The sequence below is a fragment of the Bacteroides sp. AR20 genome (assembly GCF_964250605.1).
GTDB lineage: Bacteria > Bacteroidota > Bacteroidia > Bacteroidales > Bacteroidaceae > Bacteroides > Bacteroides uniformis.
In genome coordinates, this window is sequence record NZ_CAXUGK010000007.1 from 6,711 (window position 1) to 25,934 (window position 19,224).

At 43.8% G+C, this 19,224-nt stretch carries 19 protein-coding genes; 13 read left to right on the plus strand and 6 right to left on the minus strand.

What is annotated here, in order from left to right:
- The first annotated feature begins 655 nt into the window (after positions 1-655).
- Genes ACESTD_RS05485 through ACESTD_RS05535 form a run of 11 tightly spaced genes read left to right on the plus strand, consistent with a single transcriptional unit; the run spans position 656 to position 13,915 of the window.
- Positions 656-856, plus strand: coding sequence for a helix-turn-helix transcriptional regulator (locus ACESTD_RS05485; RefSeq protein ID WP_005938330.1), 201 nt, complete (start codon positions 656-658; stop codon positions 854-856).
- 4 nt (positions 857-860) lie between these two features.
- The gene (locus tag ACESTD_RS05490) at positions 861-2,420 is read left to right on the plus strand and encodes a class I SAM-dependent DNA methyltransferase (RefSeq protein WP_005938332.1); all 1,560 of its coding nucleotides are present in this window, start codon (positions 861-863) and stop codon (positions 2,418-2,420) included.
- A 53-nt stretch (positions 2,421-2,473) separates the two neighbouring features.
- Complete coding sequence (xerA, locus tag ACESTD_RS05495; RefSeq protein WP_005938334.1) at positions 2,474-3,466, plus strand: site-specific tyrosine recombinase/integron integrase; 993 nt, start codon at positions 2,474-2,476, stop codon at positions 3,464-3,466.
- The gene (locus ACESTD_RS05500; RefSeq protein ID WP_005938336.1) at positions 3,466-4,218 is read left to right on the plus strand and encodes a restriction endonuclease subunit S; all 753 of its coding nucleotides are present in this window, start codon (positions 3,466-3,468) and stop codon (positions 4,216-4,218) included. Before xerA ends, ACESTD_RS05500 begins: the two co-directional genes overlap by 1 nt.
- Before the next feature lie 13 nt (positions 4,219-4,231).
- Positions 4,232-5,320 (plus strand): Fic family protein, encoded by a 1,089-nt coding sequence (locus ACESTD_RS05505; RefSeq protein ID WP_005938338.1) that lies wholly within the window; start codon positions 4,232-4,234, stop codon positions 5,318-5,320.
- A gap of 10 nt (positions 5,321-5,330) precedes the next feature.
- Positions 5,331-5,918, plus strand: a complete 588-nt coding sequence (locus ACESTD_RS05510) for a restriction endonuclease subunit S (protein ID WP_106480334.1) — start codon at positions 5,331-5,333, stop codon at positions 5,916-5,918.
- A gap of 46 nt (positions 5,919-5,964) precedes the next feature.
- On the plus strand, positions 5,965-9,099 hold the full coding sequence (locus ACESTD_RS05515; protein ID WP_005938345.1) for a type I restriction endonuclease subunit R: 3,135 nt from the start codon (positions 5,965-5,967) through the stop codon (positions 9,097-9,099).
- Between the two features lie 12 nt (positions 9,100-9,111).
- Positions 9,112-10,305 (plus strand): hypothetical protein, encoded by a 1,194-nt coding sequence (locus tag ACESTD_RS05520; RefSeq protein WP_005938349.1) that lies wholly within the window; start codon positions 9,112-9,114, stop codon positions 10,303-10,305.
- Positions 10,306-10,339: 34 nt separating this feature from the next.
- Positions 10,340-12,610 carry an ATP-dependent RecD-like DNA helicase gene (locus ACESTD_RS05525; protein WP_005938351.1) on the plus strand — a complete coding sequence of 757 codons (2,271 nt, stop codon included), beginning with the start codon at positions 10,340-10,342 and terminating at the stop codon, positions 12,608-12,610.
- Complete coding sequence (locus ACESTD_RS05530) at positions 12,600-12,830, plus strand: hypothetical protein (RefSeq protein WP_026231524.1); 231 nt, start codon at positions 12,600-12,602, stop codon at positions 12,828-12,830. The genes ACESTD_RS05525 and ACESTD_RS05530 overlap by 11 nt, the downstream gene beginning before the upstream one ends.
- Before the next feature lie 20 nt (positions 12,831-12,850).
- Complete coding sequence (locus tag ACESTD_RS05535) at positions 12,851-13,915, plus strand: HIRAN domain-containing protein (RefSeq protein ID WP_005938356.1); 1,065 nt, start codon at positions 12,851-12,853, stop codon at positions 13,913-13,915.
- 95 nt (positions 13,916-14,010) lie between these two features.
- Here ACESTD_RS05535 and ACESTD_RS05540 read toward each other — a convergent pair whose 3' ends face one another.
- The 6 genes from ACESTD_RS05540 to ACESTD_RS05565 form a co-directional block, all read right to left on the minus strand.
- Entirely contained in the window at positions 14,011-14,484 is a 474-nt protein-coding gene (locus tag ACESTD_RS05540; protein WP_005938359.1) for a hypothetical protein, read from the minus strand.
- Positions 14,485-14,569: 85 nt separating this feature from the next.
- A complete protein-coding gene (locus ACESTD_RS05545; RefSeq protein WP_005938361.1) occupies positions 14,570-15,334 on the minus strand; it encodes a ParA family protein in 765 nt (254 codons plus the stop codon).
- Positions 15,335-15,684: 350 nt separating this feature from the next.
- Positions 15,685-16,959 (minus strand): PcfJ domain-containing protein, encoded by a 1,275-nt coding sequence (locus tag ACESTD_RS05550; RefSeq protein WP_005938364.1) that lies wholly within the window; start codon positions 16,957-16,959, stop codon positions 15,685-15,687.
- Positions 16,956-17,387, minus strand: coding sequence for a PcfK-like family protein (locus ACESTD_RS05555; RefSeq protein WP_005938367.1), 432 nt, complete (start codon positions 17,385-17,387; stop codon positions 16,956-16,958). Before ACESTD_RS05555 ends, ACESTD_RS05550 begins: the two co-directional genes overlap by 4 nt.
- Before the next feature lie 49 nt (positions 17,388-17,436).
- Entirely contained in the window at positions 17,437-17,673 is a 237-nt protein-coding gene (locus tag ACESTD_RS05560; protein WP_005938369.1) for a hypothetical protein, read from the minus strand.
- 33 nt (positions 17,674-17,706) lie between these two features.
- Positions 17,707-18,009, minus strand: a complete 303-nt coding sequence (locus ACESTD_RS05565) for a hypothetical protein (RefSeq protein WP_005938370.1) — start codon at positions 18,007-18,009, stop codon at positions 17,707-17,709.
- A gap of 396 nt (positions 18,010-18,405) precedes the next feature.
- On the opposite strand from ACESTD_RS05565, the gene ACESTD_RS05570 reads away from it, so the two are divergent.
- Entirely contained in the window at positions 18,406-18,690 is a 285-nt protein-coding gene (locus tag ACESTD_RS05570) for a hypothetical protein (RefSeq protein WP_005938372.1), read from the plus strand.
- 39 nt (positions 18,691-18,729) lie between these two features.
- Positions 18,730-19,221, plus strand: coding sequence for a 3'-5' exonuclease (locus ACESTD_RS05575; RefSeq protein ID WP_005938374.1), 492 nt, complete (start codon positions 18,730-18,732; stop codon positions 19,219-19,221).
- Positions 19,222-19,224: the final 3 nt, after the last annotated feature.

The window sequence follows — 19,224 nt, forward strand, 5'->3', positions numbered from 1 at the left end:
GTTTTGCTTGGTGTCATCGACACGGAGCAAACCGGATGGCACATCCTCCCCAAAAGGTCGTCACTTCCGGCATCGCATGCAATACGATAAGTCGGAAGTGGTGACCAACATCTGTGAGCCAACCTCCAAAACCATTCGATGGCTCTACTTCCGCAAGCGTTAGCCTGCGTTCGGTAGAGCCATCGAGCAAGTCATCATTTGTAGATATGTTTTCCAACCTCATTGACACTGTGAGAAACAGCTGAGTGGAGCGAAGTGAAACCCTGCTGCTTCTCTCTGTGGCAATGGAATGGAACTTCTACTTGTAGCAAAATCCTATCAGCCGGGCTTTGCTTGGTATTGAAAATACAGAGCAACCGGATGGCATATTCTTCCCAAAAGGTCGTCACTTCCGGCATCGCATACAATACGATAAGTCGGAAGTGGCGGCCAACATCTGTGAGCTAACCATATAAACCATTCGATGGCTCTACTTCTGCAAGCGTCAGCCTGCGTTCAGTAGAGCCTTCATTATGATATTCATTGAAGCCTTTTTCAGCATTAATAGTCTAGTATTTAGAAATACTTTATAAATAGTGAGTATTTTTCATGGTGGTAAATAAGGAATTTCGTACTTTTGTAGGAATGACATAAATATGTTTATAATCATAAGAATATGAAGATCAATCGTATTAAATCTGTACTGGTAGAAAAGGATAAATCTCAGACTTGGCTTGCTGAAAAGTTGGGCAAAAGCTTTTGTACCGTAAATGGTTATTGCACGAACCGCAATCAACCCTCACTTGAGACCTTAAAGCAAATAGCCGACATCCTTTCGGTTAGTATCAAAGATTTAATTGTTGATAATCAAGAATAATATTATGGCAAAGAAAGCGAAATCAGTAAAAGAACAAACCCTCGAACAGAAGTTGTGGGGTGCAGCAGAAAAACTTCGTGGCAATCTTGATGCTGCAGAATATAAGAGTGTGGTATTGGGACTTGTGTTCCTAAAATATATAAATGACAGCTTTAAGGCTAAATATGAAGAACTCACGTCTGATCCTTACGGAGACCCAGAGGATGCAGACGAATACATCGGTGACAATATCTTTTTCGTCCCAAAAGAAAGCCGATGGAAGCTGATTGCTGATTCTGCCTTAACTGCAGAAATCGGCATAGTCATAGATAAAGCTATGGAAGCTATTGAAAAGGACAATGCCCATCTTAAAGGTATATTACCCAAAAATTATGCTCGTCCGGAACTTGACAAAAGGAGATTAGGAGAAGTTGTTGACATTTTCGACAATACCGTTTTTGATGTAAGTCAAGCAAGAGATGTTTTGGGTAGAGTTTACGAATATTTCCTTGGAGAATTTGCGCGTGAAGAAGGGAAAAAAGGTGGAGAGTTCTATACTCCGGAGTGCGTAGTCCGTACATTAGTAGAAGTTCTGCAGCCGTATGAGGGTAAGATTTTTGACCCGGCTTGTGGTAGCGGTGGTATGTTTGTGCAGAGCGCTAAATTCATAGAACGCCATAGTGGAAATATGAATAACATTTCTGTCTTCGGTCAAGAAATGAACAGCAACACATGGAGATTAGCCAAAATGAACTTAGCCATTCGTGGAATTGAGGCTAACTTTGGTGAGACCTGGGCAGATTCATTTCATAATGACCAGCACCCATTTCGTAAGTTTGACTTCGTAATGGCTAATCCTCCATTCAACATTTCTGATTGGGGCGGAGACAAATTAAAAGATGATCCACGTTGGGTATATGGTATTCCCCCTGAAGGAAATGCCAATTATGCCTGGATTCAGCATATGATTTACCACCTGAATGACAACGGACGTATCGGTCTTGTACTTGCCAATGGCTCACTTAGCAGTCAAAGCGGAGGAGAAGGAGATATACGCCGTAAACTTATTGAAGCAGATTTGGTAGAAGGTATTGTTGCGATGCCTAGCCAGTTATTTTATAACGTGCAAATCCCATGTTGTCTCTGGTTCTTTAATAAAAAGAAAACTCAAGCAGGTAAGACACTCTTCATTGACGCACGTAACTTGGGGTACATGTTTGATCGCACCCATCGGAGATTGTCATCCGGCACGCCCAATCCAGAAGAAAACGAAAAATGTCAAGAAGCAGAAAGAACTACAAATGACATAGCACGCATAGCCGAAGCGTTTGAGCAGTATCGAGAAGGTAATCTAGTTCCAGAAGCGGGATTCTCAGCTGTTGCAACTATTGAAGAAATGGCTGCACAAGACTTCGTTTTGACTCCTGGACGATATGTAGGCATAGCCGAAACAGAGGACGACGGAGAACCCTTCGAAGAGAAGATGGCTCGCCTGACTTCGGAATTGTCTGACCTATTTGAGCAATCCCATAAGCTTGAAGACGAAATACGCAAGCAACTTGGGCGTATAGGTTACAAAATTTGATTGCTTGCTTAATTCTTCGGTTTTAATTAAGAAATCATTAACATCGAAGAAACATGAAAGAAAGATTCATTCAAGAAATTACTAACTCAATGGCGGAATTCTTAGATATAGAACAGTTGGCAACTCTTAATGGTGTATTGCTCCAAGCTGTGAGCAAATACACCATCACGGGCGATGAAGAGACTCAACAAGACTCTTCGGCATCCAACTTGCGCCTGTTGGAGATGTTTCTGGCTGCTAAACAAGTTGAAGGTTGCTCTATTAAAACAGCCAAATATTATGAAGTAACTATCAAACAGCTTTTCAAGAAGATGCCAAAGAAAGTGGTAAATTTCACAACAGATGATATACGCGCCTATTTGGCCGTTTACCAGCGAAAACATAAATCAAGCAAAGTAACTATTGACAATATTCGTCGGATATTCTCTTCCTTTTTTGCGTGGCTTGAAGAGGAAGACTATATCATAAAGAGTCCGGTAAGACGAATCCATAAAGTTAAAACGGGCACACAAGTTAAAGAAGTTCTCACTGACGAAAATCTTGAAACCTTGCGTGATAACTGTAAAAATATTCGAGATCTTGCAATCATAGATTTGCTCTCCTCTACTGGTATGCGTGTGGGCGAATTAGTTAAACTCAATCGGGAGGATGTCAACTTCAATGAACGCGAGTGTATTGTTTTTGGAAAAGGCAATAAAGAGCGTATGGTCTATTTCAATGCTCGTACAAAAATCCATTTACAACAATACTTGTCTTCAAGGCGAGATCGCAACAAGGCACTTTTTGTTTCACTTGCTAAGCCACATGCAAGACTTGGAATATCAGGCATTGAAAGTAGATTACGTAAAATAGGAAGAAATTGTAAAATTTCTCGTGTACATCCTCATAAGTTCCGAAGGACATTGGCAACCATGGCCATCGACAAGGGTATGCCTGTTGAACAAGTTCAGCAATTGCTTGGTCACGTTAAGATTGACACCACCATGCACTATGCAATGGTCAACCAGAATAACGTAAAATTGTCTCACCGTAAATACATTGGCTGATGAGAGTTATAAATAGATATTATACCCATAAGCAAGTGCTCTTTAATAAGCGCATAAATGATAATTTAGAACAGCAGGCACAGGCGTTGTTCAAGTCTTGGTTCGTGGAAAAACCTAATCCTCAATGGACAAAGGGAAGTTTATCTGATATAGCTTCATTTGTAGGAGGATATTCATACAAGGGTGATGAACTGGTCGATAGTTCCAATACAGGTATGGCTACGATAAAGAATTACAATCGTTCTGGAGGATTTAAGACTGATGGTTTTAAGGCTATAAATCCGTCAGATAAAGTAAAAAACGCACAATATGCAGAATTGTTTGAAATTCTAGTAGCGCATACTGATTTGACGCAAAATGCTGAAGTTATAGGAAATGCTGAACTTGTGCTTTCTCTAGGAGAGTATAATAAAATAATCTTCTCAATGGATTTGGTAAAAGTGTTGCCAAGTTCGAGTTTTCCTTATCGCTTTTTAATAGCAGCTATGCTTAAAAATAAACTGTTTAAAGGGCACTGTCAGGGCTACGTAAATGGTACAACCGTTCTGCATCTTAACAAAAAAGCTCTTCCTGAGTATAAAGTAATGATACCTACAGATACAGAGGCTAAAAAGATGAACGAGATTTTGGGCGGTTATTATAAACGAATGAGTGAAAATTTAAAGGAAAACGATATGTTAGAACAATTGCGTGATACAATACTCCCAAAGCTAATGTCCGGTGAATTAAAAATTAACGATTTAAACTGCTAAATTCTCATTGATAATGAATGACTTTGAAGAATATATAAGACAAGGTGAGCCTCAGAAAAAAGAAAAAGGCTATGCTTGGCAGACCGCTATCGGATTGCAGGCAGTAGATGATCTGAAACCGTCTGAGTACTTGATTCAAACAGCGCGTCAGCACATTGAGGGTGATATAACTATCGAAGAAGCCAAACAGCTTATTGATAGCTACTATCAATCCAAAACAGTCAGAGCAAACATCGAAGACAGAACGGAAGAAGCAGATAAAGTTTCAGCCCGTATTGCTGAAATTTTATCTGAAAAGACCTTCACATTTTCGCCCGTTGAGTATATCACCATTCATCGTCGCCTTTTCCAAGGTATCTATAAATTTGCAGGAAAGGTCAGAGATTACAATATCACCAAAAAAGAATGGGTATTGAAAGGAGAAACCGTCCTTTATGCCAGTGCTGACAGCATACGTGAAACGTTAGATTTCGATTTCATGCAGGAGAAAAATTTTAGCTATAAGGATTTGAATATCAACGATGCTATCATTCACATCGCAAAGTTTATTTCCGGCATATGGCAGATTCATGCTTTCGGTGAGGGAAATACTCGTACTACGGCAGTGTTTGCTATCAAATACCTGCGTACGTTTGGATTCGACATCAGTAACGAGGCGTTTGCCAATCATTCATGGTATTTCCGCAACGCTTTGGTCCGCGCCAACTATAACAATTTGAGCAAAGGCATTTACGCTACCACTGAATATATTGAAGCGTTCTTTAGGAACCTTATTCTTTCCGAACATAACGAACTAAAGAACCGAGTAATGCTTGTGCAAGAATCTTCTGTGCAAGGCGTTCAAAGTGCAAATACAACAAAGGAAATCTCCCCAAAGTGCAATATTTGCACTTTGAATTGCACTTTAGAAGAAATGGCCGTGCTGAACTTCTTGAGAGAACAGCCTAAAGCCACGCAAAAAGAAATCGCTGCGCATATAGGCAAATCTGAGCGAACAGTTAAGACCATTACCGTAAATTTGACCGAAAAAGGCATAATAGAACGCAAAAATGGCAAAAGAAACGGTTTTTGGGAAGTGAAAACGAATAATTTAAACAGCTAAATTCTCATTTATGGAAGAGTGGAAAATATATAGATTAGGCGATTTAGTGGATTTCCAAAATGGTTATGCATTTAAATCCTCTAAATTCCTCTACGATGGTAAATACAAAATCATTAGGATAAAAGAATTAAAGAATGGCTTAGTTAAGTTTTTCGAAGACACTGTATCCATTTCCGACGAACCAAACGAGATTTTGTCTAAAATATTGGTCAACAAGGGGGATGTTATATTCGCATTAACAGGAGATCCAGTAAGTAAACAAAATGCAAATAGCTGGGTTGGTCGTGTATCTCTATATACACATGATATACCAGCTTATCTAAATCAACGAACATGTAAGATAATTCAATGTAATAATGTTGTCCCACAATATGTTTACTATTATTTCAGACAATACGAAAATCTTTATTCATTAGCATCTAAAGCAACAGGAAGCGCAAGTCAGGCTAATATTTCTACAAAAATTCTCGAAGATACGGAAATACTATTACCGTCACTGAGCGTTCAAAAGAAGATGGTAGCCATCCTAGCTTCTCTTGATAATAAAATCGCCCTCAACCGCCGTATAAATGATAATTTAAAATCTACGGCAGCGTAGGAAATCGTGAAACCGACAACATATAACTATATATAATACTTTGATTATGAACACATATCATTATACTGAAGATTCGTATGAACAAACCATTCTTGATTTGTTCAAGGAAATGGGCTACGACTACCGTTATGGACCAGAGCTAGAACAAGAAACAGCTCGTGACCTAGAGGATGTATCAATATCCTGCATTACTAGAAAGCAGCTGCTTGTTATTAACGGAGCCACGAAACAACTGGCGATAGAAGAAGCCATGCGTCAATTGCATACTATTCAAAATGAGCCGCTTCTGTCAGCTAATATAAAAATGACAGAATGGTTACAACAAGGTTTAGATGTAAGCTATCGCGCCAGTGATGGTCAAATACGCTGTGACCACTTGAAGCTGATAGATCAAGAAAATATAGACAATAATGTCTTTACCGTAGTGAATCAGTGGACAATTGTAAACGGAACTAACACCAAGCGCGCAGACATTGTTGTGTTCATCAATGGTCTGCCTATTGCAGTTGTAGAGCTCAAATCGCCAACCAGAGAAGTAACGAACAGTGAAGAAGCTTGGCTACAGCTACAAAACTACATGCGCCGTGTTCCTCAACTATTTACGGCTTGTCAACTATGCGTCATTAGTGACATGGCTGATACCAGAGTGGGAAGTATCACTGCTCCTCTTGACCGTTTCATGGAGTGGAAAACCACTGATGGCAGCTACGAAAGCACATCCGTTGCTGATTTTGAAACGCTCTTCAACGGCATGTTTAAGAAAGAACGGTTAGTGGATATTATCACCCACTTCACGATGGCAATGGGTACCGACAAGAAAGCACGAATCCTTGCCGGTTATCACCAATATTTTGCTGTAAAGAAAGCAATGGAATGCACCAAAGAAGCCATCAAACGTCAAGATGGTAAAATTGGTGTATTTTGGCATACGCAAGGATCAGGAAAAAGCCTAAGTATGGTTTTTTATGCCCATCAATTGCTACATAATCTTTTGAGTTCAACCATTCTGGTGCTAACGGACCGCTTGGACTTAAACGAACAACTTTATGGCACGTTTAGCGCTTGCTGTGATTATTTGCGTCAACAGCCTGTGATGGCAAAAGATGGAGAACACCTGTATGAATTACTGGAAACCCGCCAAAGCCGTGGAATCATCTTTGCCAACTTACAAAAGTTCAAGGACAGAAAGACTCCGCTTACTACACGCAAAGATATTATAGTTTTAAGTGATGAAGCACACCGTAGTCAGAGTAACACCCAAACCAAGGTAGATACCGAAACCGGAGAATTGAAACTGGGTTTTGCTGCCATCGTTCGTAAACTTCTGCCGGGAGCTTCTTTTATAGGCTTCACCGGTACACCTATTGAAGCAGATGATCACGACACTCGTGAAGTGTTTGGCAATTACATTGACATCTATGACATGACGCAAGCTGTAGAAGATGGTGCAACGGTTCCAGTGTACTACGAAAGCCGACTTATAAAACTTGATCTGGATGCAGAAACAATGAAACTGTTGGATCAAGAATATGACAAATTAGCCGAAGAAGGAGCCAGCGATGAAGATTTAAAACGTAGCAAACAAGAAAATGCTCGCTTGCATGCACTGCTTAGAGCCCCGGAAACCATAGATACATTGTGTCGCGACTTGGTACAACATTATGAAGAATGTAGAAAAAATCATCTCACAGGAAAAGCCATGATAGTAGCCATAGATCGTGCCACAGGTATTGATATCTATCGTAAATTATGCGAGCTACGTCCTGACTGGAAAGAAATCATAGGGGTTGTCATGACAAGCGGCAATCAAGATCCCGTAGAATGGGCTGATATTATTGGGAGTGCAGCACACAAGGAGCAACTTGCCCGCGACTTTAAGGACAACAGCTCCAAGATGAAGATTGCAATCGTAGTGGATATGTGGTTGACTGGATTTGATGTGCCTTCCTTGGCTACCATGTATGTGTACAAGCCCATGAAGGGGCACAATCTGATGCAAGCCATTGCCAGAGTAAACCGTGTTTTCCCAGAAAAATCTGGAGGACTTGTGGTGGATTATATCGGCATTGCTGGAGCATTAAAGAAAGCCATGCACGATTACACAGGGCGCGACAAAAAGAACTTCGGGAATCAAGACATCAAGCAAACTGCTTATGAACAATTTCTGGAAGCAATCAGCATGTGCCGTTTGTGTATAAGTGATTTAGTGGATTACTCCACATTTGCGACATGTACCAATCTACAAAGAAGCAGACTCATTCGAGAAGGACTGGATACATTGCTGATTCCCGATCGGATGGTGCCCGGCTGCCCAAGCGAACGAACCATGTATGATGAGAATGGTAACATCATACATGTGCACTGTGATCCTGTACTGACTCCCGTAAGTGAGGTATTCTCAGAATATAGCAAACGTATGATGCAAGCAGCAACAATTTGTCGCAGTATTCTGACACCGGAAGAAAAATTTGAAGAAGCATACTTTGAAGCTGTACGTACTTTATTTATCCGCTTGACCAGTAAGGCTCCTATCACACGGAAGATAATAGACGAACGCATCTCAGAATTGCTTAAAGTTGCGATTCAATCAGATGGTGTTGTAGAAATTATCAATACTAAAGGGGAAGAGTTTTCTCTCTTTGATGAGCAATTCTTGAATGATGTTGCCAATATGAAGGAGAAGAATCTAGCTATTGAAATGTTGAAAAAGTTACTTGCTCAACATATCAAAAAACATCAAAAAAAGAATCTAACACAAGCTGAATTGTTCAGTGAAATGTTAGATAAACGCTTGGCTGAATATCTCCGTGGTATGATTTCCAATGAAGAAGTGATAAAGGAACTTCTGGAAATGGCTAAGTTAATGAAGCAACACGCAGAAGAAGGTAATGCTCTTGGTTTATCTGATGAAGAGCAGGCATTCTACGATGCGTTGACACGACCTCGGGCCGTCAAGGATTTCTACGAAAACAATCAACTGGTCGCCATGGCAAGAGAGATCACAGATGCACTCAGGAAAAACCGTACTTTGGATTGGAGACAAAAGGAAACAGCTCGCGCTAAAATGCGAACGATGATAAAACGTCTTCTAAAGAAGTACCATTATCCACCAGAAGAAGCACAAAATGCTATTGAAGTTGTAATGCGTCAATGCGAACTTTGGGCAGATAATGAAGAGTAAATATACCGTTAAATGATTGACTATCATAAAATGAGACAATATAATCGTATCATGTTAGGTGAAGGTGGAAAGTACATTCAAGACTGCCTTGAACACAACTACATCGGGGTCAACTTTATAAAAGAGGAGGATTTAACATCCTATCCTCACAATGATGAAAATAGCTGGCGGCATCATATGATTGCCAAATATTTAGAATGCAATCCTGAGAAATCTATGGGTACAGCTAGAACATCCATTGGATTTCTTTGGACTGTATGCTATGGACTAAAGATAGGTGACATAGTTCTTGCTCCCAATGGAGAAGGTGGTTATTGTGTGGCAGAGATTACCGGGAACTACCACTATGTTCCCAATCAAGCTCTTCCACATCGTAGACAAGTGCAATGGCTAAATATTACCATTCCCAGACAAAGCATGTCTAAAAGTCTGCAAAACTCCACAGGCTCAATCGGTACTTGCTGTAACATCACTAAATATACTGAAGAGTTGGAACAGTTGATAAGTAACGAAAAGCCATTTATTGCACCGGTTGTTCAAGCAAAAGTAGAAATGTACAAAGAACGCAGTCTGCACCGACTCCTTACTAACTATCTTCTCAGCAAAAGTATCTATTCCAAGACCATTTTCCATGAGAATAGCTTCAAAAGTGCAGACCAAGCTCAAAAGTGGGTGCATCCTGATATGGTGGGCGTAGAATTTCACGAGTTTCAAGAGACTGCAACCCGTTCCTTGCTGAAAGCTACAGAGACCAAAGAGTACATCGCTTTGCATTCGTATGAACTAAAGCGTACGATTGAAAACGACCACCAACTGAAGGAGTATTTCTTTCAAGCCCTCTCCAACAGCAGTTGGGCCAATTATGGGTACTTGATTGCATTTGAAATCAATGAAGATCTGATGGAAGAGATAGCCCGTCTCAACCGAGCCTTTGGTATAGGAATCATCCTATTATCTCCTTATACAGATGCAACTAAAGAACTCTTCCCAGCTCGTAGAAATGAGTTGGACTATTATACCATAGATAAACTCTGCCGAATAAATGCAGACTATAAAAGTTTTATTAATAAAGCAACTAGTGTCCTCAATGCACAAAAAGAGTTCATTGAAGATGTAAAGGGAGGACTACAAAAGTTCTGTGACAAAGGATTCGACACTCAAGAGGAGGTTATCGAATATTGCAACAAGCACCATATTCCTTGCTAGTCTGCTAAGTTCAAATCTGTTTTAACGAAATATTATGCTCAGACTTCGCTGCGTAGTAGAACGAATAACCTACCAGAATCCCGAGAACGGGTATTCGGTAATGAGGGTCAAGGTCAAAGGCTATGACGACCTGGTGACACTGGTGGGCAACCTGCTGGAGGTGCCTGCCGGAAGTGTGCTGTTGTGTGAGGGCGACTGGAAGGTGGACAAACGCTACGGCAGCCAGTTCGTATGCCAATCGTGGGAGGAAGTAATGCCGGCCACAGTCTATGGCATCGAGAAATATCTGGGAAGCGGACTGGTAAAAGGCATCGGTCCGAAATTTGCCCAACTCATCGTCCGTCAGTTTGGTCTGGAAACCATCGATGTGATCGAGACAGACATCGAACGGCTTTACGAGGTGCCGGGCATCGGAAAAAAACGCGTGGAGAAGATTCGCGAGAGTTGGGAGAAGCAGAAGGACATCAAGAATGTGATGCTTTTCCTGCAGGGGTATGGTGTCAGTACGGCCTATGCGGCCAAGATTTACCGCCAGTACGGCAAGGAAAGCATCGACAAGGTAAAGGAGAACCCTTACCGACTAGCAGACGACATCTGGGGCATCGGCTTCAAGACGGCCGACAGCATTGCAGCGAAGATGGGCTACGAAAAGAACGACCTGCGCCGCTGTAAGAGTGGCATCATCTATACCTTGAATCAGCTGGCCAACGAAGGGCATGTCTATGCTGAAGAGGAACAGTTGGTCAAAGCAGCGTTGGAATTGCTGGAAGCGGACGAAGCGCCTATCCGTGAGGCTTTGAGTAATATGGTGCAGACGGATGACTTGAAGTTGGAAGACGAAGCCATCTATCTGCCGCCTTTCTATTTTGCCGAAGTAGGTACGACCAACAGGCTGCAGGCTTTGCTCCGTGAATCAGGACAGGATCTCTTTGCCAAGAAGATGGATGTGCAGGCTTTATCGAAGGAAACAGGCATTGAATATGACGAGGTGCAGTTGCAAGCCATCGAGGAAGCCATCCGTTCAAAGGTGATGGTATTGACGGGTGGACCGGGTACCGGTAAGACGACCACTACGCAGGGTATCATTGCGGCTTTGAAGCATATGGGACTCCGCATTCTGCTGGCGGCTCCTACGGGGCGGGCAGCCAAACGTATGAGCGAAGCCACCGGCATGGAGGCCAAGACCATTCACCGGCTGCTGGAGTTCAATCCGAAAGACGGCTACAAGCGGAACGATGAGAATCCCCTGGAAGGGGACGCACTGATTGTGGACGAGTGTTCGATGATTGACATCATCCTGATGAACAACCTGATGAAGGCCATCCCCTCTTCCATGCGCGTGGTCTTCGTGGGCGACATCGACCAGTTGCCGAGTGTAGGTGCCGGCAACGTGTTGCGCGACATCATTGAGAGTGAAAAGATTCCGGTCATCCGGCTGACCCGCATTTTCCGTCAGGCACAAACCAGCCGCATCGTAATGAGTGCCCATGCTATCAACCAGGGACGTTTCCCTGATACGAGCAACGGCAAGCAGACGGACTTCTTCTTCATCCAGCAGGAGGAGCCGGAAAAAGTGGCGGAGGACATCGTCAATCTAGTGAAGAGTAGACTGCCGAAAGCCTACAGCCAAAGGGTGAGCAACATTCAGGTACTGACTCCCATGCAACGGGGTGTGGTGGGTGCTGCCAATCTGAACATGGCTCTGCAAAATGCACTGAATCCTTCCCAGATTGCCTTGAACCGGGGCGGCTATTCCTTCCGTCAGGGCGACCGGGTGATGCAGCTGCGCAACAACTACGACAAGGATGTGTTCAACGGGGACCTCGGCTATGTGGAATCGGTGGATATGGAGGAACGTACGCTGCTGGTGAACTTTGAGGAGCGTCTGGTAGAATACGAAGCCTCAGAACTGGATGAGTTGACACTGGCCTACGCTACGACCATTCACAAGTCGCAAGGATCGGAATATCCCATCGTGGTGATGCCTGTTCTTATGACACACTATGTTATGCTTCAGCGTAACCTGATTTATACGGGCATCACCCGTGCCAAGAAGATTTGCGTGCTCATCGGTACCAAAAAGGCGCTCTCTTTTGCCATCCGCAACATGTCGGTGCTGAAACGGAACACGAAACTGAAGGAGCGTCTGAATCCAGAATTGGCAAAACCCACGGAGAAGAAGTTGGGCAAGATTTATCCGATGAATGAACCTGTTATGGAAGCAGCCGCCGAACCCAGCGAAAGCTACGGAAAGGAACAACCTACCATTAAAACGAAAATGAATGACAACCATGATGACCATTGATACTACCAATATGTGTTCCCACCTTCAAAAGAAGCTGTTTCTACAGGGAGGTGAATACTATCCGATATGGAAAGCCATACAGGAGGATAAAGAAATCACTGCAGTGGTACGCAGTCGACAACTCCATATCTACCGCAACGGCAAGAAAGTACTGATTCTGGCAGGTAAGGCGCAGCCTAAAATTGTCAGAGAGGACAAGCTCAACGAGCTGATTCGATAAATTCAATACAACCATTCACCATGAACAAGATAGATAAAAGCAATGTGATAAAAGCAATCATAAAAGAGATTGCCAAGCAATACAAGTTAAGCTACCAGCCAACTGATTGTACCTGTGATGACAATTGTTCGGAAGTAACAGTCAAAGCGGATAATGACTGGAATACCTTGCAGGAGCAATTGAAAAGACAAGGCATTGACCATATTGACTGGTATGAAAATATCTGGAAACAACTGGAAAATCCGGGAAAAACAGTTCTGAAAGACACTCCCTTTAAAAGAAGAAAACGGTTTTTCTTCAAGGAATGTGCCATCAGCAGATGGAACAGATATAATCCGGAAGAATGGTGGGAAGATGTAGATGAAGGAGAACAATTGGTACTGATTCGTGATTACAACAACAAGCATGATTTCAATGCAGTTGCCATAGCCTTTGCCGGAGACTATGAAGGTGACCCTGAGAATTTCGATTTCGAATACATCATCGGCTACGTTCCCCAAAGCGATAACGAACTGATTGCTCAATTGATGGACCAAGGCTTGCACAATACTTTCATTGCTGAACTGACTACAAAGAAAATGAATGGCACCATGAAAGAGCGTCTACGCATGACTATCTATGTCCAAAGTGACGAAGAACTGGAAGATATGGAAGCCCTATCCTGCAACACCTTTGCTGTGAAAGTAAACAAAGATGACTTTAAGGGCATTTCGAATGAACTTGAAAATCTCGGATCTGTAGAGTTTCAATGGGGTGGATTCCCCATATCGCTGAAAGACCTTCCTCAAAAGAATGACGAGGTAATCTTCCTTTGTCCCGCAGGAAGAAAGACCAGGTTGTATCGCATGAAAGTGATGGCACGGGGAGAATATGAAGCCGCTAAATTTCTGGATGTTGAACCGGTGGATTTAATGTTTGACGATGACACTACGATTTTTATCCTGACCAATATCCAGGGGCCATTGAGCTGCAAAAACAAAGACCTGGAGTTCCTGGACTTCCAGCAAATCCCTACCAGCGAACCAGAGGGAAGACTATCTCCGGATATAAAGGAACATTTCAAACAATTATTTGATTGCGAGTAATATGTGATAGTCAGTATTCAGTAGATTTGAAAACCAAGAAAGCGAACAAACAAAACGGAGCAGGCTGTAACAGTTTGCTCCGTTTTTGCATGTTATCACTTCGCCTTCGGCAACCGGATTTTCTTGTTCTTCTCCTCCCAGGCATCCACATAGTTGTTCAGCGCTTCGGAGATAACATCCTTCAAGAGGATGCCTTCCACGAGGGAAATGTACTTCACTTTGCGAACCAAATCCGGATCCACGATGAAGGTGGCGCGGATTTCCTGGGGCTTCTTGACACTTTTGGCTGTTTCTCCTTTCTTGGGGCGACCCACATTCTCCCTGCGTTTGGCATCCAGTTTGGACTTCAGTTGCTCGGGAGCAGCCGTTTCGGTTGTTTCCTGCTTAGAAGATGCTTTTGCAGGTGCTGCCTTCGGAATTTCCTGCTTATCATCTTGAGCTGCTGGCTGTTCCGCTTGTTCTGCGACTTGTTCAACAGCTTTTTCCTTAGGCTGTTCCTTTGCCAGTTCTGCTTGATTGGCTTCACCCATGAAGCCGTCCATCAATAAGGATAAATTCTTCTTACTCATATTGCTTACTTTATTACTTGTTTACTTGCTGATTTACTTACTATGTTACCAATAACCTTTGTGAATAGTCATATAGTAATATAGTTTACCAATTTTCCTCCCGACTGATTATTTCATCGGTCAGTGTGCGATAGTCCGCTGCACCATTGCTTTTCGGGTCGTATTCAAAGATGGTCTGACCGGACAGCGGCATCTCGGCTATGGCGATATTCTCACGGATTTTCGTCTGAAACACCTTCTCTCCGTACCGTTTTTCTACCATGGAAATCACTTCCTTGTTCAGCTTCCGGTTATTGAACCGGGTGAAGAACACTCCACCCAACTCCAGCGTCGGGTTCACTCGGCGCTTCACCTCCCGGACTATATCATCCAGCATGGTCAAGCCTTTCAAGGGCAAGGCTTCGGCAGTAAGCGGTATGTAGAGTTTGTCCGCTGCCACCAGCGCATTGGTGGTTACGATACCGAGTGAGGGCGAACAATCCATCAGGATGTAGTCATACTTCTCCTTCTGTTCATCGAGGTAGGATTTGAGGATGCCCTCCCTTGCCATCATGGTAGCCATGTCTATTTCGGCTCTTGCCAAATCCAATGAAGCCGGAACGAGGTCAAGATTTTCTCGGACGGAAACGATGGGCAGCGGTTGGTCTTTGACCAGGGTGTCATAGATGCTCGTTTCCGGGTCTTCGTTCTGCGTCAGCGTGAACGTGAGGTTCTGCTGTGCATCCAGGTCAATGAGCAACACACGTCTTCCTTGCAGGGCGAGCGCTGCACCTATACAGGCTGTCGAGGTGGTCTTCCCGACTCCACCTTTCTGATTGCCGATAGCGATTGTCAAGTTATTTCCTTTCATTATCTTCAAGATTAAAAGTTTACTATTCCATTTTTTCTTTACTTACAAAAATACTTTATTACTTGCTGATTAGGCAGAAAGCTTACTCATTTATTCTGCGGAAATATCACTTTTCTGATGATTTTATTTCCTTGTTAATCAACCATTAAATAAACATTAAACAAATATCAGACAAACATCAAGATGGTTTTTGTCCTGCTGAACAATCTTCCCTATATTCAAGTATTGGCAAGCAGAAAGAGCGTCTTAATTCAGTATGAAATAATTTGTCAATACATTTCGCATGGTATGCTTTTAAACTCCGACCCACGCCTCACGGCGGAAGTCGGAGCGGAACATATATAAGGAATTTACGCTGTCTGTTTGGCTGCGAGTATCTGATGGGCATGGGCATTGACCAGCCGGACAATCCGGTCGTGGTGCGGAGTATTCGTATTGCACAGCCCTCGGCTCTGTATCACTTTCCCCTCGGTCAGTGAAAACTCAATCGTTTCGATGGGATTCCCCTCCTTGTCATGAGCCGATAGTATCAAGCTGTCCGCCTTGGCATAGTATTCGCATTGGAAGACACAATGATGCAGGGCATTTCCCTCGGTTTGGAAGGCCTCCAGACTATCGAGTACCGAAATCACCAGGTCTTTGTCGGTGATGGTGATACCGAAGTAGCGTGACTTCTCCTTGTAGAACTCGGCTTCCTTCCGTTTGGCTCGCTGCATCTGCTCCTGGCTTCTGCGTTTCTGCTCCATTTGGTTGTGTCGGTTCATCCAATAGTCATGCTCGGCTCTGAGGTTCTGCGGACAGATATACTTGGGGTTGCAGATGTCCTTGCCACACTGCTCCAGCAAGCGGATGGTATCTGCCCACAATCCCATGTCCGAAGGGCGGTAGTGATGCCGGGTGGCTACTTTATACGACTGCCAGCATCGGTCAAGTTCCAAAGGTCGGTGTACAAAGTAAGACACGGCATGTAAATCTTTTGACTTGAGGATGGTTTCCATCCGGCTGTCTGTCAGCACGGCTTTCATCAGCTTCATCGGGTGGCAGTCGGGCAGCTTGCCTTTCATGCCGTTGCGTTTCAGTTCGGGCAGCAACCGATAGTGCGGATAGACATAGGTGTCTGCAATGAGCCAGTGAACTTCGTTCGGTCGCTTCAAGGAGATTTCGGATGCCCAATCAAAGCAGTCCACATAATAGCTCAATGTCCTTGCCCTTGCCGTGACAGCCAACTTGCCTTCGGCATTAAGCCACAAACGGCATGCTTCCCAGTAGTCTACCTCCATCGGCATTCCTTTCCGGAAGGTCGTTTCCAAACGGAATACCCGTTGCACCTGCAAATGGTCTATTACTTCGAGGGAAGAAAAGTAGTAGGCTTCCTTGATGGTGCGTTTGAGGGTGTCCTTTATCTGTAAGCGAGTACCGCAATAAGGGCAGCAGACAGACTTGCCTTTTCCCTCATAGTCGAACTGCCTGCTACAATCGCCACAGGTACATTTGTGTGCGGAAGTACGGAAGCAGACATGTCCTGCCACTTTCCGCACTGCCCATGTTATCACTTTGGGGCTTAGGACGGTCAGCTTCTCATTGGAAGCTGCCACCTGTTTTTCTATTTTCGTTCTTGCCTTCATAGTTCCATGCCTTGAAAGAGTGAGAGTTCTTGAATGGGTTTGGGTTGCGGTTTGGCTGCTTTTGGTCGGCTGTTGCGTTGCTGCAACTTTCGCATTTCCTCCTCCTGATACCGCTTGAGGGCAATGGCTCGCTGTTCTGCCTTCTCAGCCTCAGTCAGCTCAATGTGATGATTCACTACCACATTGCAGTCCATCGGCTTGCCAATTTCCAAATGAGGTTCATCTATCGCATGGACTGCCATGGCATAAACCTCCATGTCGCTGAAACCGCAGCAGCCGGATTGCTGTACGGCATGGAAGATATAGTTTACCACATCGTCAATGGTGCGTGTGGTGGTTTCATACTTGGCACGGAAGAGTTCATCTTCCTTGGCTCGGTTATCAAGATAGTTCTTGATGAGTTTCTTGAAATGGTCAGTTCCTTTCATATGTTCCTATGTTTAAGCGTAAATAATCATCAGCAGTCACCGGCTGTATTCAGCGTACCATAACGTGGCAGTCCACCACTTCGGCAGGAAGTCCGAAAGCCGGATAGTGTGAGAAGTAAGGGAAACATTCTCCCTCTTGTTCCGTTGCGGTAGTGATACCCATGACCTTGTTCTCTGTGTACCACTGGTCAATCAGAGCGATTTCTTCATCCGTCAGTCCGGTTGCATCCGAGTTGAACAGATAGCAGAGTGCCCATGTCGGGATGGCTTCAATGAGTGTGTCCATAGCGTTTTCTTTTTAAGTTCGTTACTCCTTGAATTAGATAGGAAGCAGTTCCAGCAGTTTCTTTAGTGGAATGGAATTGATGTCCGACTTTAGGAAGTGAACTATCCATTCCGGCTCTTCAAAAAGCGGGTGCATGGGTTCCACACTGAAATCGTCCCCGGTGGAATAGCAGTCGATATGTGCGAAGTTGTTGCCGTCCTTCCGGATGTGTGCATAGAAAGGAGGCATACCACAAAAGCACTTGCGGAGACTCTCTCTGTCCCACTGCAGGGTAAGTTCGTAAACACTGCCCTTATAGAGCATCTTTTCTTTTCGGTCTTTAAGTTTGTATGCCATAGCTGAACTAATTTTTTCCCTTTGGTTTGAAGCCTTTCGGCTTCTCACTCCCGGGTGATTTTTACGATGCCTCTTCTCACGAAGGGTGTAAGGGACGGAAGGCAAATGTGGCAAGGGGAAAGCAGACGGAATACCCAATTTGGCACAAATTGTGGAAGGCTGCCGGCTGCTTTCCTTGCAGCCAAGCAAAGCGCCATTTGCTGCCGTACCGACCCTTCGTTTCTTTGTATCGGAAAATTCATCGGGAGTGGAAATGCCTGACTAAGGAAAGAATCCGCCAGCTGTTAAAGATGAATGTTTAACTTTTAATCTATCCGAAAACTCACTATCTTTGCAGGCCCTGAAAATAAATGTTCAGAAAGGCACGATAAAGCACAGAATTAATCACCAAGAACAATGAAAGATCAAATACGCTTATTGAGAGACTGTTTCCATAACGAGATTCCGGCTGTTGTATTCCAAGGAAATGACAGCTGCGCCGGAGAGATACTGGAAGCCGCCAAAGAAATTTATCAGAAACACGGTTGTAGCGAGGAATTCCTTTACGACTGGCAAATGCTCATCAACGAAGTGAAGGCTTACCAGCAAGAGAGTCCGGAACAGGTACAACTTCCGAAGTTGACCCATACCGAAGCAGAACTTATTCGGGAAGAAATGAAACAGAAAGGCATAGTTTACTGATTTGAGCAGAACTCTATACATTCAACCAAAGAACAACCCATGAAAGATTTTGCAGCCATAGACTTTGAGACCGCCAACAACGAACGCTCATCCGTTTGTTCCGTAGGCATTGTCATCGTACGCAACGGAGAGATTGTAGATTCCTTCTACTCCCTCATCAGCCCCGAGCCCAATTACTACAACTACTGGTGCAGTCAGGTGCATGGCCTTACCCGTGAGGACACCGAAGATGCCCCGGTCTTTCCAGAGGTATGGAAACAAATAGAGCCGTTGATCGAAGGTCTTCCCCTGGTGGCTCATAACAGTCCGTTTGATGAAAGCTGTCTGAAAGCGGTGTTCCGTGTCTATCAGATGGACTATCCCGACTATCCGTTTTACGATACACTCAGCGTTTCTCGCCAAACCTTGCCTGAACTGGAGAATCACCAGCTGTACACCGTAGCAGCAGCTTGCGGTTATCAACTAGATCACCATCATCATGCACTGGCCGATGCAGAAGCTTGTGCGTGGATTGCTAGAGAAATCTTGTAATTT

Excerpts from the sequence above, each read along its gene's own strand:
- ACESTD_RS05575 (WP_005938374.1), top strand. The coding sequence starts at position 18,730 with ATGAAAGATTTTGCAGCCATAGACTTTGAGACCGCCAACAACGAACGC.
- ACESTD_RS05515 (WP_005938345.1), top strand. The coding sequence starts at position 5,965 with ATGAACACATATCATTATACTGAAGATTCGTATGAACAAACCATTCTT.
- ACESTD_RS05570 (WP_005938372.1), top strand. The coding sequence starts at position 18,406 with ATGAAAGATCAAATACGCTTATTGAGAGACTGTTTCCATAACGAGATT.
- ACESTD_RS05530 (WP_026231524.1), top strand. The coding sequence starts at position 12,600 with ATGACCATTGATACTACCAATATGTGTTCCCACCTTCAAAAGAAGCTG.
- ACESTD_RS05525 (WP_005938351.1), top strand. The coding sequence starts at position 10,340 with ATGCTCAGACTTCGCTGCGTAGTAGAACGAATAACCTACCAGAATCCC.
- ACESTD_RS05510 (WP_106480334.1), top strand. The coding sequence starts at position 5,331 with ATGGAAGAGTGGAAAATATATAGATTAGGCGATTTAGTGGATTTCCAA.
- ACESTD_RS05500 (WP_005938336.1), top strand. The coding sequence starts at position 3,466 with ATGAGAGTTATAAATAGATATTATACCCATAAGCAAGTGCTCTTTAAT.
- ACESTD_RS05565 (WP_005938370.1), bottom strand. The coding sequence starts at position 18,009 with ATGGCATACAAACTTAAAGACCGAAAAGAAAAGATGCTCTATAAGGGC.
- xerA (WP_005938334.1), top strand. The coding sequence starts at position 2,474 with ATGAAAGAAAGATTCATTCAAGAAATTACTAACTCAATGGCGGAATTC.
- ACESTD_RS05550 (WP_005938364.1), bottom strand. The coding sequence starts at position 16,959 with ATGAAGGCAAGAACGAAAATAGAAAAACAGGTGGCAGCTTCCAATGAG.
- ACESTD_RS05555 (WP_005938367.1), bottom strand. The coding sequence starts at position 17,387 with ATGAAAGGAACTGACCATTTCAAGAAACTCATCAAGAACTATCTTGAT.
- ACESTD_RS05545 (WP_005938361.1), bottom strand. The coding sequence starts at position 15,334 with ATGAAAGGAAATAACTTGACAATCGCTATCGGCAATCAGAAAGGTGGA.
- ACESTD_RS05560 (WP_005938369.1), bottom strand. The coding sequence starts at position 17,673 with ATGGACACACTCATTGAAGCCATCCCGACATGGGCACTCTGCTATCTG.
- ACESTD_RS05490 (WP_005938332.1), top strand. The coding sequence starts at position 861 with ATGGCAAAGAAAGCGAAATCAGTAAAAGAACAAACCCTCGAACAGAAG.
- ACESTD_RS05485 (WP_005938330.1), top strand. The coding sequence starts at position 656 with ATGAAGATCAATCGTATTAAATCTGTACTGGTAGAAAAGGATAAATCT.
- ACESTD_RS05540 (WP_005938359.1), bottom strand. The coding sequence starts at position 14,484 with ATGAGTAAGAAGAATTTATCCTTATTGATGGACGGCTTCATGGGTGAA.
- ACESTD_RS05505 (WP_005938338.1), top strand. The coding sequence starts at position 4,232 with ATGAATGACTTTGAAGAATATATAAGACAAGGTGAGCCTCAGAAAAAA.
- ACESTD_RS05520 (WP_005938349.1), top strand. The coding sequence starts at position 9,112 with ATGATTGACTATCATAAAATGAGACAATATAATCGTATCATGTTAGGT.
- ACESTD_RS05535 (WP_005938356.1), top strand. The coding sequence starts at position 12,851 with ATGAACAAGATAGATAAAAGCAATGTGATAAAAGCAATCATAAAAGAG.